Origin of the sequence: Allosphingosinicella sp. (assembly GCF_035626655.1) — a bacterium.
In the GTDB taxonomy this organism is placed as follows: domain Bacteria; phylum Pseudomonadota; class Alphaproteobacteria; order Sphingomonadales; family Sphingomonadaceae; genus Allosphingosinicella.
This window is the reverse complement of sequence record NZ_DASPNF010000001.1, coordinates 1-14,009: the sequence shown is the minus strand read 5'-3', so window position 1 is coordinate 14,009 and position 14,009 is coordinate 1. Positions and strand designations below refer to the sequence as shown.

Sequence of the window (14,009 nt, the reverse complement as noted above, 5' to 3'; positions counted from 1 at the left end):
AGAAGAGCCATGGCGCGAGTGACCGGACTTGGCGGCGTTTTCTACAAGGTGGCCGACCCCGCCGCGACCCAGGCCTGGTATCAGGAGCATCTCGGCATCGGCGGCGATTGGGGGGCGACCTTCCGCTATGCCGACGAGGGCACGGAGGACCCGTTCAGCCTGCTCAGCCCGTTCAAGGAGAACAGCGACTATTTCGCGCCTTCCGCAGCCGCTTTCATGATCAACCTGCGCGTCGACGATCTCGACGGGATGATCGCGCAGCTTCAGGAGAAAGGGATCGAGATCCTCGGCCGGCAGGACGAGGATTATGGCAATTTCGCCTGGATCCTCGATTGCGACGGCGTGAAGGTCGAGCTCTGGCAGCAGAAGGGCGCGGCGCCGGCCTGAGCGGCCTTATCCGGAGGCGGGCTTCTTCCAGAAGTTCAGCCGGAACAGGGAGCCGCTGCTCGACGATTTGAACACGGTGCGGCGGAACAGTCGCGAGGACAGCCGCACCATGATCACCACCCAGAGCGCCTGCCAGGCGAGCGCCAGCAAATGCGGCCAGAGCAGGCTCGATTTCGAGGCCAGCGCAATCATCGCCATGGGCGAGCTCAGCGGGAAGAGATAGGCGAACCAGACCATCGCCCCGCCCTGCCCGTTGACCACGGTCATCGCGAGCAGGAGTATCATCAGCTGCATCAGCACGACCGGCATGGAGACGGTCTGGATCTCGCGGATGCTCGTGGCCTGCGCCCCGATGCCGAGGAAGAGCGCGGCCAGCAGCATGAAATTGGTGGTGTAATAGAGCAAAAGCAGGGGCACGAAGGCGAGCCAGCCGACGCCGGGCGACACCGAGGGCAGGCTGACCCAGTCCGAAAACAGATTGTAGAACAGAGTGACCGCGGTCGCGAGCATCGCCCCCCAGAGCGCAAGCCCGACCAGAGAGATGCCGAGCATGGCGATGAGCTTGCCGAGGAAGATCGATTCGAGCGGCACGGAGGCGGCGAGCACCTCGATGATCTTGTTCGATTTCTCCTCGACCAGGGTCGACAAGGCGAGCGTGGCCAGCATCAGGGTGATCGAGAAGATCAGGGCCTGCGCGCCCTGGCCGAGCGCGCGGCGCAGATTGGCGACGCTGCCGCTCGCCTGCGTCGTCACGACGCGTTCCAGCCTGAGCGGCGCCGGCGATGCGCGCGCGCCCTCGAGCGCGGCCGTCCGCCGGCTCTCCTCGATCAGCAGCTGCATGCGCCGACCGACGAAATCGCTGGACCGCACGGGACCGGTCAGCACCGGCTGGTCGAGCGTGCCGCTGAACACGCCCGAGAAATTGCCGGTCTCGTCGGCCAGCAGCGCCTGGGCCTGGGCACGCACGTCCTCGCCGGGGTCGACATAGCGCAGCGTCGGGAAGCTCTGCTCCGACATCGACCCGACCAGCCGGCTCCGGGTCTGGCTGAGCGCATTATAGGTGGTGCTGTCGCTCACCACCGCGACGACCGGCTGCGAGGCGGTGCGGTCCTGCGCGTCGGTGGAGAGGCTGAAGAAGATCATGAAGCCGAACAGGACAACCGGCGCCAGCAGGAACAAGATGAAGAAGCGCGAGAAGACCTGGGCGACGAAGTCCCGCCGCGCGATCACCCAGGCTGATTCCCAGAGCCTCATCCCCCATCTCCCATGGCCTCGTCGGCCTCCATTTCGCGCGCGGCGGTCTCGCCGGCGATCGCCACGAAGGCGTCGTGCAGGCCGCGCCGCTCCACCGACAATTCCTCGATCCCGGCGCCGCCGTCGAGCAGCGCCTTGAGCAAGGGCTCGATCCCCGTCCCGGGCAGCTCGAACGTCCAGTGATCGTCCTCGAGCCGCGCATCCCGCGGCAGGGCGCTGCGCCATTTGCCGTCCGCGGCGCGAGTCTTCAGGCAAACCTGGGGGCGCAGCCGCTCGCGCGCCTCCTTGACCAGCCCCTCGAACCGCACCTCGCCGCCGGCGATGATCGCGATCCGCTCGCAGAGTCGTTCGGCATGATGGATGACGTGCGTGGAGAAGATCACCGTGGTTCCCGCGGCCGCTTCGTCGCGGATCATATGCTCGAGCCGCCCCTGATTGATCGCGTCGAGACCCGAGAAAGGCTCGTCGAGCACGATCAGCTTCGGCTTGTGGACGATCGTGCCGAACAGCTGGATGGTCTGGGCCATGCCCTTGCTGAGGCTCTTGATCGGCTTGTCGATATAGTCGCCCAGCCCGTTCTGCTGCAGCAGGATCTCGCCGCGCTTGCGGCCGATATCGAGCGGCAGGCCCCTGAGCGCGCCCATGAAGGCGATCGCCTCACGCGTCTTCATCGCCGGATAGAGGCCCCGCTCCTCGGGCAGATAGCCGACGACGCGCGCCATTTCGAGCGGACGGCTATTGCCCAGCAGGGTGCGTTCGCCCCGGTCGGGCTCGATGATGCCGAGCAGCATGCGTAAGGTGGTGGTCTTTCCGGCGCCGTTCGGGCCCAGCACGCCGTAGATGCTGCCCTCGGGCACGGCGATATCGACCCCGCGAACCGCCGGCTTGCCATCGAATGATTTGAAAAGGCCTTTGGCCTCAATGGCTAAAGCGGCACTCACAGAAATCCTGACTCCCCCCGGCCGGCAAAAGGGGTAAAGCGAAATACGTGTTGGAAGGCAAGTCAAAGCTGCGGGAATTACTGGGCGAAATGGCGCGCGAAGCGGGCTTTTCGGCGCATGGTGTTGCCCGCGCCGATGCCGCGCCGAAAACGGCGGCGCGACTTCGGCAGTGGCTGGCCTCGGGCGCGCATGGCGACATGATCTGGATGGAGGAGACCGAGGCGCGGCGCGGCACGCCGGCCGGGCTCTGGCCCGAGGTCAGGAGCGTGATCTCGCTCGGCATGAGCTATGCACCCGAGGGCGACCCGCTGGCGCTGGCGGACCGGCCGGAGCGCGGCCGGATTTCGGTCTATGCCCAGGGTGCCGATTATCACGACGTCGTGAAGAAGGCGCTGAAGCGGGTGGCGCGCTGGCTGGCGGAGACGGCGGGCGCCGGCGTCAAGGTCTTCGTCGACACCGCGCCGGTGATGGAGAAGCCGCTGGCCGAGGCGGCCGGCATCGGCTGGCAGGGCAAGCATACTAATCTGGTCAGCCGCGCCGACGGCTCCTGGCTGTTCCTCGGCGCGATCTACACGACCCTGGAGCTCGAGCCGGACGAACCGCACCGGATGCGCTGCGGCAGCTGCACCGCCTGCCTCGCCGCCTGCCCGACCGACGCCTTTCCCGCCCCTTTCCAGCTCGATGCGCGGCGCTGCATCTCCTATCTCACCATCGAGCATAAGGGCCCGATTCCGGAGGAATTCCGCGCCGCGATGGGCAACCGCATCTATGGCTGCGACGACTGCCTCGCAGTCTGCCCCTGGAACCGCTTCGCCGACGCCGCCCGCGCCAACCGCGCCTTCCTGCCCCGCGCAGAGCTGGCCGCGCCGAGCCTCGCCGATCTGCTCGCGCTCGACGATGCCGGCTTCCGCAAGGTCTTTGCGGGCTCGCCGATCAAGCGGATCGGGCGGAACCGGATGGTCCGCAACGCCGCGATCGCGGCGGGGAATAGCGGCCTGTCGGAGCTGGTCCCGGTGCTGGAGCGGCTGACCGGCGATGAGGATGAGGTGGTGGCCGAGGCCGCACGATGGGCGCTGGGCCGGCTCAGCGCCGGCTGAGCGCCTCGACGCAATTGGCGCGGTCGGTGTCGCGGCCGTCGGGCAGGCGCGCGTCGACATGGGTGACGACCGCCTCGCCGCCGCGGCGGGGCGGATAGAGATAGGCGTCGAGCACGCAGGCGGGTCCCAGGAACTGGAGCTTGCGCGCCGGCCCCTCGCGGACGTCGAGGCCCGGATTGCCGAACAGGGCGATCAGCGCGCGGGCGTCGCGGCCGACCACCGCCTCGAGCCCCGTCGGCGTATGCACCGGCGCCGAGACATTGGGCCGCGGCGCGTTCGGGACAGGCCCCGGCCGCTGCCGCACGGGCGCGCAGCCGGCCAGTACGGCGGTCGCAAGCAGAACGAGCGTGAGCCTCCCCATCCCCCGGATGAATCACGGAAAGGGTCGCGCATCAAGCCGGCGCGGCGCGCGGTGGCCACGACCCGCCGCAAGCCCTAAGGAGGGCGGCATGTCCGGCCTTCAGCCCTTCCACCTCGCCTTCCCGGTCCACGACCTCGCCGCCGCGCGCGCCTTTTACGGCGGCCTGCTCGGCTGTCCCGAGGGACGGAGCTCCGATGAGTGGGTCGATTTCGACTTTTTCGGCCATCAGATCGTCGCCCATCTCGTGCCGGACGCAAAGGCGCGCGCGGCGAGCAATCCGGTCGACGGCCATGACGTGCCGGTTCCGCATTTCGGCCTCGTGATGGCCATGAATGAATGGGAGACGCTGGCCGCGCGGTTGCAGGCGGCCGACGTCGCCTTCGTCATCCCCCCCACCGTTCGCTTCAGGGGCGAGCCCGGCGAGCAGGCGACGATGTTCTTCCGCGATCCGTCGGGCAACGCGCTGGAGATCAAGGCGATGGCCGACCCCGGGAACCTGTTCGCGCGCTAGTCCCCGCAGGCGCCGAACCTGCCGTTCAGATAGATGAGCGGGTCGACCTCCGGCCGCGACACCACCTCCTCGACCACACCGATGAAGATCGAGTGCGTGCCGAAGCGATGATGGTCGATCCGCCGGCAGAGGATCGAGGCCTGGGCGTTGCGCAGCCGGGGCGGTCGCACGCAATCATTGTCCCAGCCCCGGACGAAGCGCTGCGCCTCCAGCTTCCGGTCGGCGAAGATCGTCGCCACGTCGGCCTGGTCGCGGTGCAGCACGTTGACGTTGAAATGCAGGACGTTCTCGATCTTGGGATGCACCGAGGCGGCCTGGTTCACGCAGACGAGCAGGCTCGGCGGGTCCATCGACACGACCGAGACGGCGGTCGCGGTGATTCCCATGGGCTGGCCGTCGACGCAGATGGAGATGACGTTCACCGTCGAGGCGACGCGGCGCATCGCCTGCTTGAACGCCTCGGAAAGCCCGGGATCGGATTCGCTCAGATTCATGGCGCGCGCCTCCCGAAGCCAGCGAGGATTTCCGCGGCCCAGCGGGCGGCCGTCAGGGCGCTGAGATCGCTCGGGTCGAGGCTTGGGTCGAACTCGGTGAGATCGACCAGCCGCACCCGCTCCTCCTCCGCCAGCCGCCGCGCCGCAGCGAAGAAATCCCAGACGGGCAGCCCCCCGGGCCGGGCCCCGGGCGCGCCGGGAAACTGGCCGCGGTCGATGACGTCGATGTCGAAATCGACGAGGATCGCCTCGACATGGCTGAGCTGCTCCAGCGCCTCGTCGACCGCCGCCGCCATGCCCGCGCCCATCACGAATTCGAGATCGAAGATGCCGATCCCGGCGGCAAGCGCATCCTCGTGCATCTTCCGCGTATTGGCGAAGGGGGCGAGCCCGATCTGGCAGATATTCTCGCCGGGAAGGCCATCCTCGAGCAGGCAGCGGACCGGATTGCCGTTGCGCGGGCCCTCGTCCGTGTCGCGCATGTCGAAATGGGCGTCGAGCGTGATCAGGCCCACCTCTTCGAGCGGGACGCCGAGACCATGCGCCGCGGGGCGGGTCACGGCATTGTTGCCGCCGATCAGCAGGGTGAGGTCGTGCCGCGCGGTCAGGGCGGCGACCGCGTCGCGGAGCGGCACGAAGCCTTCGGCGGGCATCAGCCCATGCACCGCCACGTCGCCGGCGTCGCGGACTCCCGTGTCAATCTCGAGCGCCTCGACCAGATCGTAGGTGCTGATCCGCTTCAGCGCCTTGCGCAGCGCGGCGGGCGCGAGATCGCAGCGGCCGGGCGTCACCGACCCGGCTTCCAGAGGCGCGCCGAGCAGGGCGACCGGGGCCGCTTCGTCATCGGTGAGGAGATCGGCGATCGAGGTCCAGCTCATCCTTTGCCCTTACACGCCCCCATGGGTAGAAAGCGAGCCATGTGGGACCGCCTGCTCGTCGACTGCAACATCGCCACCATGGATCCGGCCGTGCCCGGCCCGTTCGGCGCGATCGAGAATGGCGCGGTCGGCATCCAGGACGGGCGGATCGTCCGCGTCGGCCGGCGCACCGAGCTCGCCGGCAACCAGGCGAGGAAGGTCGAGCCCCTGCACGGCGCCTGGATCACCCCGGGGCTGGTCGACTGCCACACGCATCTCGTCTTCGGCGGCAACCGCGCCGGCGAGTTCGAGCAGAGGCTCGAAGGCGCGACCTATGAGGAGATCGCCCGCGCCGGCGGCGGCATCGCCTCGACCGTGAAGGCGACGCGGGCGGCCACGCTGGAGGAATTGGTCGAGGCGTCACGGCCCCGGCTGCAGGCGCTGATGCGCGGCGGCGTCACCACCGTGGAGATCAAGTCCGGCTACGGGCTCGACATCGAGACCGAGCTCAAGATGCTCCGCGCCGCCAGGGTGCTCGGCGCGAGCGAGCGGGTGCGGGTCGAGACCACCCTGCTCGCGCTCCATGCTTTGCCGCCCGAATTCGCCGACCGGCGCGAGGAGTTCGTGGCGCTCGCCACCGACTCCATCCTTCCCGCCGCTGCCGGGCAGGGGCTGGCGAGCGCGGTCGACGCCTTTTGCGAGGGGATCGGCTTCACCCGCGACGAGGTCCGCGCCTTGTTCGAGGCGGCGAAGGATCACGGTCTGAAGATCAAGCTCCATGCCGAGCAATTGTCCAACCTGCAGGGGGCCGCGCTCGCCGCCGATTATGAGGCGCTGTCGGCCGACCATCTGGAGCATGTCGACGAGGAAGGGGTCGGCGCGATGGCGCGGGCCGGCATGGTGGCGGTGCTGCTGCCCGGCGCTTTCTATGCGCTGAAGGAGACGCGCCGGCCGCCCGTCGACCTGCTGCGCCGCCACGGCGTGCCGATGGCGGTCGCGACCGACTGCAATCCCGGCACCTCGCCCGTGCTGTCGCCCACATTGATGATGGGGATGGCCTGCACCCTGTTCGGCCTGACGCCGGAGGAGGCGCTCGCCGGCATGACCCGCGAGGGCGCCCGCGCCCTCGGTCTGCAGGACGAGATCGGGACGGTGAGCGCCGGCAAGTCGGCGGACCTCTGCGTCTGGCGGATCGGCCGGCCGGCGGAGCTTTGCTACTGGATCGGGATGCCGGGGCCCGAGCGGCGGATCGTTGCGGGGGCGGATGCCTAGTTCACTTCATCCGCATCAGCTTCTAGAGACCGCGCATGCACCACCGACGCGACAATAGCCGCCATATCGCGGCGCCGACCGGCCCCGAGCTGAGCTGCCGGAGCTGGGCCACCGAGGCCGCGATGCGGATGCTGATGAACAATCTCGACCCGCGTGTCGCCGAGGCGCCGGAGGAGTTGGTCGTCTATGGCGGCATCGGCCGCGCGGCGCGCGACTGGGAGAGCTACGACCAGATCGTCGCCACGCTTAAGCGGCTCGAGGAGGACCAGACCCTGCTCGTCCAGTCCGGCAAGCCGGTCGGCGTGTTCCGCACGCACAGCGACGCCCCGCGCGTGCTGATCGCCAATTCCAACCTGGTGCCGAAATGGGCGGACTGGGGCCATTTCCACGAGCTCGATCGCAAGGGGCTGATGATGTACGGCCAGATGACGGCCGGCTCCTGGATCTACATCGGCACCCAGGGCATCGTGCAGGGCACCTACGAGACCTTCGCCGAGATGGGCCGCCAGCATTATGACGGCGACCTGCGCGGGCGCTGGATCCTGACCGCCGGGCTCGGCGGCATGGGCGGGGCGCAGCCGCTGGCCGCCGTGATGGCCGGCGCGCATTGCATCGCCATCGAATGCCAGGAGAGCAGCATCGCGAAGCGGCTGGAGACGCGCTACCTGGACCGGCGGGCAACCAGCATCGACGAGGCGCTGGACATGCTCCGCGAGAGCCCGGTGCCGATCTCGGTCGGCCTGCTCGGCAATGCCGCCGAGATCCTGCCCGAGATGGTGAAGCGCGGAATCCGGCCTGACGCCTTGACCGACCAGACCTCGGCCCATGACCCGGTGAACGGCTATCTGCCGATCGGCTGGACGGTCGAGAAATGGCTCGAGCTGCGCGAGCGCGACCCGAAGACGGTGGAGCGCGAGGCGCGCGCCTCCATGGCAAAGCATGTCGAGGCGATGCTGGCCTATAAGGAGATGGGCGTCCCGACCTTCGATTATGGCAACAATATACGCCAGGTCGCCAAGGACGAGGGCGTCGCCCACGCCTTCGATTTCCCGGGCTTCGTGCCCGCCTATGTCCGCCCGCTTTTCTGCCGCGGCATCGGCCCCTTCCGCTGGGCGGCGCTCTCCGGCGACCCGGAGGACATCTACCGGACCGATGCCAGAGTGAAGGAACTGATCCCCGACGATCCGCATCTGCACCGCTGGCTCGACATGGCCAGGGAGCGGATCGCCTTCCAGGGCCTGCCGGCGCGAATCTGCTGGGTCGGTCTCGGCCAGCGCCACAGGCTCGGCCTCGCCTTCAACGAGATGGTGGCCTCGGGCGAGCTCAAGGCGCCGGTGGTGATCGGCCGCGACCATCTCGACAGCGGCTCGGTCGCCAGTCCCAATCGCGAGACCGAGGCGATGCAGGACGGCTCCGACGCGGTCTCCGACTGGCCGTTGCTCAACGCCTTGCTGAACACCGCCTCGGGCGCGACCTGGGTGTCGCTCCATCATGGCGGCGGCGTCGGCATGGGCTATTCGCAGCATGCCGGCATGGTGATCGTCGCCGACGGCACGCCCGAGGCAGCACGGCGGCTCGAGCGGGTGCTGTGGAACGACCCCGGCACCGGCGTGATGCGCCATGCCGATGCGGGCTATGAGATCGCGATCGACTGCGCGCGCGAGCAGGGACTGGACCTGCCGATGGTTGGCCGGTGACGATCATTCTGAATCCCGGCAGCGTCTCCCTCGCCGAGCTGCGGGCGATCTGGGAGGGCGCGCCTGTCAGGCTCGCGGACTCGGGCTGGGCCGCGATCGACGCCGCCGCCGCTGCCATCGGCGAGATCCTGCAAAGCGGACGCACCGTCTATGGCGTGAACACCGGCTTCGGCATTCTCGCCAACACGCGCATTCCGGCCGACCGGCTGGCGGAGCTGCAGACCAATCTGATCCTCTCGCACAGCACCGGACTCGGCGACCCGCTCGACGCGCGGATCGTCCGCCTGGCGATAATCCTGAAGGTGATCGGCCTGGCGCGCGGCCATAGCGGCGTCCGGCGGGAGCTGGTCGAGCGGCTGCTCGCCCTGGTCGAGGCGGACGCGCTGCCGGTCATTCCGGGCCAGGGCTCGGTCGGCGCCTCGGGCGACCTCGCCCCGCTCGCCCATATGAGCGCCGCTCTGCTCGGCGAGGGCGAGATCGTGCTGGGCGGGGAGCGGCTCCATGCCAGCGAGGCGCTCAAATATCTCGGCCTCGAACCGCTCGTGCTCGGGCCGAAGGAGGGGCTGGCGCTGATCAACGGCACCCAGATCTCGACCGCGATCGCGCTCGACGTCCTGTTCACCGCCGAGCGGCTGTTTGGCACGGCGCTCGTCGCCGGCGCGCTGTCGGTCGACGCGCTGAAGGGGAGCGTTGCCCCGTTCGACGCGCGGCTGAGCGCCGCGCGGGGGCAGCCGGGCCAGATCGATGCCGCCCGGGTGCTGCGCGAATTGCTCGACGGCAGCGCCATCGCCGCCTCGCACCGCGATTGCGGCCGGGTGCAGGACCCCTACAGCTTCCGCTGCCAGCCGCAGGTGATGGGCGCGTCACTCGACCTGATCCGGGGTGCCGCACTGACGCTGGAGATCGAGGCCAATGCGGTCAGCGACAATCCCCTTCTGTTCGGCGACGAGGCCATTTCGGGCGGCAATTTCCATGCCCAGCCGGTCGCCTTCGCGGCGGACATATTGGCGATGGCGCTCTGCGAGATCGGCTCGCTCTCGGAGCGCCGGCTCGCCATCCTCGTCGACCCCAAGCTCAGCGGCCTGCCCGCCTTCCTGATCGAGGATAGCGGCGTCAATTCGGGCTTCATGATCCTGCAGGTGACCGCCGCGGCCCTGGTCTCCGAGAGCAAGTCGATCGCCTTCCCGGCCAGCGTCGATTCGATCCCGACCTCGGCGGGGCAGGAGGACCATGTCTCGATGGCGACGCACGGCGCGCTGAAGGCCCGGCGGATCGCGCACAATGTCGCGGGCGTGCTCGGCATCGAGCTGATGGCCGGCGCGCAGGGGGTCGACTTCCACGCGCCCCTGCGGACGTCACCGCCGCTCCAGGCCACGCGCGACGCCATCCGCGCCGGCATCCCGTTCCATGACAAGGACCGTTATCTGGCGAACGACCTCGCCTGGGCCAAGGCGTCGGTGCTGGACGGCAGCCTCGCCGATCTGGCCGCGCTCGGCCTGTTCCAGTAACGAAAATGGCCGCCGTCGGGGACGGCGGCCACTTCGACCGGCTGGATGTCGCGCCTACATGCCGTAGACGGTAGGGCTCGCGTAGAAGCCGGAATACATGACCCGCCAAGCGATCTGCTGGAGGACGATGAACAGCACCGCCCAGATGCCCACCGCAGCCGCGGTGAAGACCGGAGCCTTGTCGGCCGGGACGCGCAGCAGGATCGGCAGCCCAGTCCAGATCAGGTAGCCGCCATAACCAACGCCAAGGACAAGCCAGAGCCACCACAGGTCCGGAAGGATGAGGATGATGGCGGCGACCCAGAAGGCGGTGCCGGAATAGACGGCGAGCTTCATCGCCTGGACGCTGCTCTTGGTGCCCCCGAGATTGGTCGTCAGCGCATCGACGATGAACCCGAGCAAGACAGGGGTGGCGAGGCTGATCGCGTAGATGATGAGGAGGATCTTGATCAGCTGAACGGGCGCCTGGAAAATGTAGCTGCCGAAAGGCGAGATGAGCAGGCCCACGAGCATCGCGAGTGGCGCGATCAGGGCCAGCAGCACGGCATAGCCGCCGATCAGCTTTCCGACCGAGGTGGCCTCGCCGTCGATGGCGCGCCACTCGCTCGCTGGCTTCGTCAGGATGTTGATGGCGCGGCTGATTAGATTGGACGAGCCGGCCGGCGGCGGCGCGGGCGGCGGGATCGAGGGTCCGTCAGTCATTGGAAAAGGCCTCCCCTGTGGATGCCGCGGAAATGAAGCACTTTCGGAGGCAAATCACAAGCATTGTGCGCGCGCGAAAAAAGCGAACGGCGCCAGCATCTTGCTCTGGATCAATGAGGCCGCTTCCATATCCGCGCAGGCTTTTCCATAGTCCGTCCGCGTAACGATCACCGGGGGAGTCGGAAAATGATGGCCTCTCTGCCTTATCTGCTCGCGATCGGCATCGGCTTCGTCGCCGGGCTGAGGGCGATGACCGCGCCCGCCGCCATCGCCTGGGCGGCCTATTTGCTGTGGCTGCCGCTGGCCGGGACCGCCCTCGCCTTCATGGGCTCGATCTGGGCGGTCGGCATCTTCACCCTGCTCGCGGTCCTCGAGCTGGTCGGCGACCAGCTGCCGTCGACGCCGAGCCGGAAGGTGCCGGTGCAGTTCGGCACGCGGCTGCTCATGGGCGCGCTCTGCGGCGCGGCGCTCGGCGCGGCAGCGGGCGTGCTGCTCGCCGGCATGGCCTGCGGCGTCGTCGGCGCGGTGCTCGGCACCTATCTCGGCGCAGCCGCCCGGGCGGCGCTGGCCAGGGCCTTCGGCAGGGACCTCCCGGCCGCATTGATCGAGGATCTGGTCGCGGTCGGCGGCGCCTATCTTATCGTGCACGGGATCTAGCGGGAATGAGCCCCCTGGCCTTCGACGCGATCATCGTCGGCGCAGGGCAGGCCGGCCCCTCGCTGGCCGGGCGGCTGAGCGGCGCGGGCATGAAGGTCGCGCTCGTCGAGCGCCATCTGGTCGGCGGCACCTGCGTCAATACCGGCTGCATGCCGACCAAGACCCTGGTCGCCAGCGCCTATGCGGCGCAACTCGCCCGGCGGGCGGCGGATTATGGGGTGAATGTCGGCGGCCCGGTCTCGGTCGATATCGCCGTCGCGCGGGGCCGCGCGACCAAGGTCACGCTGGACAACCGCGCCAAGGTGACGGCGTGGCTGGAGGGAATGGCGGGGTTGACGCTGATCCGCGGCCATGCCCGCTTCGAGGGCCCCGACAGGCTTCGCGTGGGCACGGACCTGCTGAGTGCACCGAGGATCTTCCTCAATGTCGGCGGCCGGGCCGCGGTGCCGCCACTCCCGGGCGTGGACCAGGTGCCCTTCCTCACCAACACTTCGATGCTGGCGCTCGAAATGCTGCCCGAGCATCTGCTCGTCGTCGGCGGCTCCTATATCGGGCTCGAATTCGCGCAGATCTACCGGCGCTTCGGCAGCCGGGTGACGATCGTCGAGCGGCAGCAGAGGCTCATCGCGCGCGAAGACAAGGAGGTGTCGGAGGCGATCCGCGCGAGCCTGGAAGCGGAGGGGATCAATGTCCGCACCGGCGCCGAATGCATCCGGCTGATGAAGGCGGACGGACGGCCCGCCATCGGCCTGGATTGCGCGGACGGGCCGCCCGAGGTCGCGGGCAGCCACATCCTGCTCGCCGTGGGGCGCGTGCCCAATACGGCGGATCTCGGGCTCGAGACGGCCGGGGTGGCGATGGATGCGCGCGGCTATGTCCAGGTCGACGACCGGCTGGAGACGAACGTGCCGGGCATCTGGGCGCTCGGCGACTGCAACGGCCGCGGCGCCTTCACGCACACGGCCTATAACGACCATGAGATCGTCGCCGCCAACCTGCTCGACGGCGCGGACCGGAAGCTGAGCGACCGGATCCCGGCCTATGCGCTCTATGTCGATCCGCCGCTCGGGCGGGTGGGGCTGACGGAGGCTGAGGCGAAGGCGAGCGGGCGGACGATCCTGGTCGGCCGGCGGCCGATGACGGACGTCGGGCGGGCGGTCGAGAAGGGCGAGACGCAGGGGCTGATGAAGCTGGTCGCCGACGCGGAGACGCGGGCGATCCTCGGCGCGGCGATCCTCGGGCCCGGCGGGGACGAGGCGATCCATGGCGTGATCGACATGATGAACGTCGGCGCCACGATCGACCAGCTCGCCTGGTCGGTGCCGATCCACCCCACGGTCTCGGAGTTGATCCCGACCCTGGTGAACGAGGCTCGGCTCGCGTAGCTCGTGGTCCGGCGAAGGCCGGACCGCTGGACGGCAAAGCCCTGCGGGTCCCGCACGCTCCGGCCTTCGCCGGAGCACAGATACGCCAGAACGCAAAAAACCCCGCCGAGGCGGGGTCTGTCTTGCTGGTTGCGGGGGCAGGATTTGAACCTGCGACCTTCAGGTTATGAGCCTGACGAGCTACCGGGCTGCTCCACCCCGCGCCAGCTGCTCTCCCCGATGAAGGGGAGACAAAGTGAATGGGTTCATTCGATCCGTTCCATGCACCGGCCACAAAGCCTGGCGACGACCTACTCTTCCGGCGCTTAAGCGACAGTACCATCGGCGCAGTCCGGTTTCACGGCCGAGTTCGGGATGGGATCGGGTGGGTCACGGACGCCATGGTCACCAAGCTATGAGGCAGGTGCATGAAAAGGGTCTAGAAATCGATAGGCATCTTCGTCTGCTGAGCCCGTGCCAGCGACAGGATCTCAATCCTGACGATGACGGTGGGACTCTCAAGCGCGAATAGAGCAATTAGGACCGGTTAGCTGCATGCGTTACCGCACTTCCACACCCGGCCTATCAACGTGGTGGTCTTCCACGGCTCTGAGATATCTTATCTTGAGGGAGGCTTCCCGCTTAGATGCTTTCAGCGGTTATCCCGTCCGTACATAGCTACCCAGCTGCGCTCCTGGCGGAACGACTGGTGCACCAGAGGTACGTTCAACCCGGTCCTCTCGTACTAGGGTCAACTCCTCTCAAATATCGACGCCCACGGCAGATAGGGACCAAACTGTCTCGCGACGTTCTGAACCCAGCTCACGTACCACTTTAATTGGCGAACAGCCAAACCCTTGGGACCTGCTCCAGCCCCAGGATGTGATGAGCCGACATCGAGGTGCCA

Annotated in this window: 14 protein-coding genes, 1 tRNA gene and 2 rRNA genes; 8 read left to right on the top strand and 9 right to left on the bottom strand. The window is 68.3% G+C overall.

Features of this window, described 5'->3' with window-relative positions:
- Window positions 1-9: 9 nt before the first annotated feature.
- Entirely contained in the window at window positions 10-387 is a 378-nt protein-coding gene (locus VEC11_RS00085) for a VOC family protein (protein ID WP_464127927.1), read from the top strand.
- 6 nt (window positions 388-393) lie between these two features.
- Here the strand turns inward: VEC11_RS00085 and VEC11_RS00080 are convergent, their stop codons facing one another.
- Both VEC11_RS00080 and VEC11_RS00075 read right to left on the bottom strand, forming a co-directional pair.
- The gene (locus VEC11_RS00080; protein WP_464127925.1) at window positions 394-1,641 is read right to left on the bottom strand and encodes an ABC transporter permease; all 1,248 of its coding nucleotides are present in this window, start codon (window positions 1,639-1,641) and stop codon (window positions 394-396) included.
- Complete coding sequence (locus VEC11_RS00075; protein WP_464128197.1) at window positions 1,638-2,588, bottom strand: ABC transporter ATP-binding protein; 951 nt, start codon at window positions 2,586-2,588, stop codon at window positions 1,638-1,640. Before VEC11_RS00075 ends, VEC11_RS00080 begins: the two co-directional genes overlap by 4 nt.
- Before the next feature lie 83 nt (window positions 2,589-2,671).
- Between VEC11_RS00075 and queG the strand changes: the two genes are divergently transcribed.
- Window positions 2,672-3,679 (top strand): tRNA epoxyqueuosine(34) reductase QueG, encoded by a 1,008-nt coding sequence (queG, locus tag VEC11_RS00070; RefSeq protein ID WP_464127923.1) that lies wholly within the window; start codon window positions 2,672-2,674, stop codon window positions 3,677-3,679.
- Here queG and VEC11_RS00065 read toward each other — a convergent pair.
- A complete protein-coding gene (locus VEC11_RS00065; RefSeq protein WP_464127922.1) occupies window positions 3,666-4,040 on the bottom strand; it encodes a hypothetical protein in 375 nt (124 codons plus the stop codon). The genes queG and VEC11_RS00065 overlap by 14 nt on opposite strands.
- An 88-nt stretch (window positions 4,041-4,128) precedes the next feature.
- Between VEC11_RS00065 and VEC11_RS00060 the strand changes: the two genes are divergently transcribed.
- The gene (locus VEC11_RS00060; RefSeq protein WP_464127920.1) at window positions 4,129-4,551 is read left to right on the top strand and encodes a VOC family protein; all 423 of its coding nucleotides are present in this window, start codon (window positions 4,129-4,131) and stop codon (window positions 4,549-4,551) included.
- Here VEC11_RS00060 and VEC11_RS00055 read toward each other — a convergent pair.
- Both VEC11_RS00055 and VEC11_RS00050 read right to left on the bottom strand, forming a co-directional pair.
- Window positions 4,548-5,045 carry a flavin reductase family protein gene (locus tag VEC11_RS00055; protein ID WP_464127918.1) on the bottom strand — a complete coding sequence of 166 codons (498 nt, stop codon included), beginning with the start codon at window positions 5,043-5,045 and terminating at the stop codon, window positions 4,548-4,550. The genes VEC11_RS00060 and VEC11_RS00055 overlap by 4 nt on opposite strands.
- On the bottom strand, window positions 5,042-5,923 hold the full coding sequence (locus VEC11_RS00050; protein ID WP_464127916.1) for an arginase family protein: 882 nt from the start codon (window positions 5,921-5,923) through the stop codon (window positions 5,042-5,044). The genes VEC11_RS00055 and VEC11_RS00050 overlap by 4 nt, the downstream gene beginning before the upstream one ends.
- A gap of 39 nt (window positions 5,924-5,962) precedes the next feature.
- Between VEC11_RS00050 and hutI the strand changes: the two genes are divergently transcribed.
- The 3 genes from hutI to hutH are packed head-to-tail and all read left to right on the top strand — an operon-like array spanning window position 5,963 to window position 10,379.
- A complete protein-coding gene (hutI, locus tag VEC11_RS00045; protein ID WP_464127914.1) occupies window positions 5,963-7,174 on the top strand; it encodes an imidazolonepropionase in 1,212 nt (403 codons plus the stop codon).
- Window positions 7,175-7,209: 35 nt separating this feature from the next.
- Complete coding sequence (hutU, locus tag VEC11_RS00040; RefSeq protein ID WP_464127912.1) at window positions 7,210-8,871, top strand: urocanate hydratase; 1,662 nt, start codon at window positions 7,210-7,212, stop codon at window positions 8,869-8,871.
- Entirely contained in the window at window positions 8,868-10,379 is a 1,512-nt protein-coding gene (hutH, locus tag VEC11_RS00035; RefSeq protein ID WP_464127910.1) for a histidine ammonia-lyase, read from the top strand. The genes hutU and hutH overlap by 4 nt, the downstream gene beginning before the upstream one ends.
- A 54-nt stretch (window positions 10,380-10,433) precedes the next feature.
- On the opposite strand, the gene VEC11_RS00030 is transcribed toward hutH, so the two are convergent.
- On the bottom strand, window positions 10,434-11,081 hold the full coding sequence (locus tag VEC11_RS00030) for a Yip1 family protein (RefSeq protein ID WP_464127908.1): 648 nt from the start codon (window positions 11,079-11,081) through the stop codon (window positions 10,434-10,436).
- A gap of 186 nt (window positions 11,082-11,267) precedes the next feature.
- Here VEC11_RS00030 and VEC11_RS00025 point away from each other — a divergent pair, with 186 nt between their 5' ends.
- Window positions 11,268-11,738 carry a DUF4126 family protein gene (locus VEC11_RS00025; RefSeq protein WP_464127906.1) on the top strand — a complete coding sequence of 157 codons (471 nt, stop codon included), beginning with the start codon at window positions 11,268-11,270 and terminating at the stop codon, window positions 11,736-11,738.
- A 5-nt stretch (window positions 11,739-11,743) separates the two neighbouring features.
- A complete protein-coding gene (locus tag VEC11_RS00020; RefSeq protein ID WP_464127904.1) occupies window positions 11,744-13,123 on the top strand; it encodes an FAD-containing oxidoreductase in 1,380 nt (459 codons plus the stop codon).
- Between the two features lie 126 nt (window positions 13,124-13,249).
- On the opposite strand, the gene VEC11_RS00015 is transcribed toward VEC11_RS00020, so the two are convergent.
- From VEC11_RS00015 to VEC11_RS00005, 3 genes are all read right to left on the bottom strand, one after another.
- A tRNA-Met gene (locus tag VEC11_RS00015) sits at window positions 13,250-13,326 on the bottom strand.
- 74 nt (window positions 13,327-13,400) lie between these two features.
- Window positions 13,401-13,515: ribosomal RNA gene (gene rrf, locus VEC11_RS00010) — 5S ribosomal RNA — on the bottom strand.
- A gap of 105 nt (window positions 13,516-13,620) precedes the next feature.
- Window positions 13,621-14,009 (bottom strand): 23S ribosomal RNA (locus VEC11_RS00005); the annotation flags it as partial.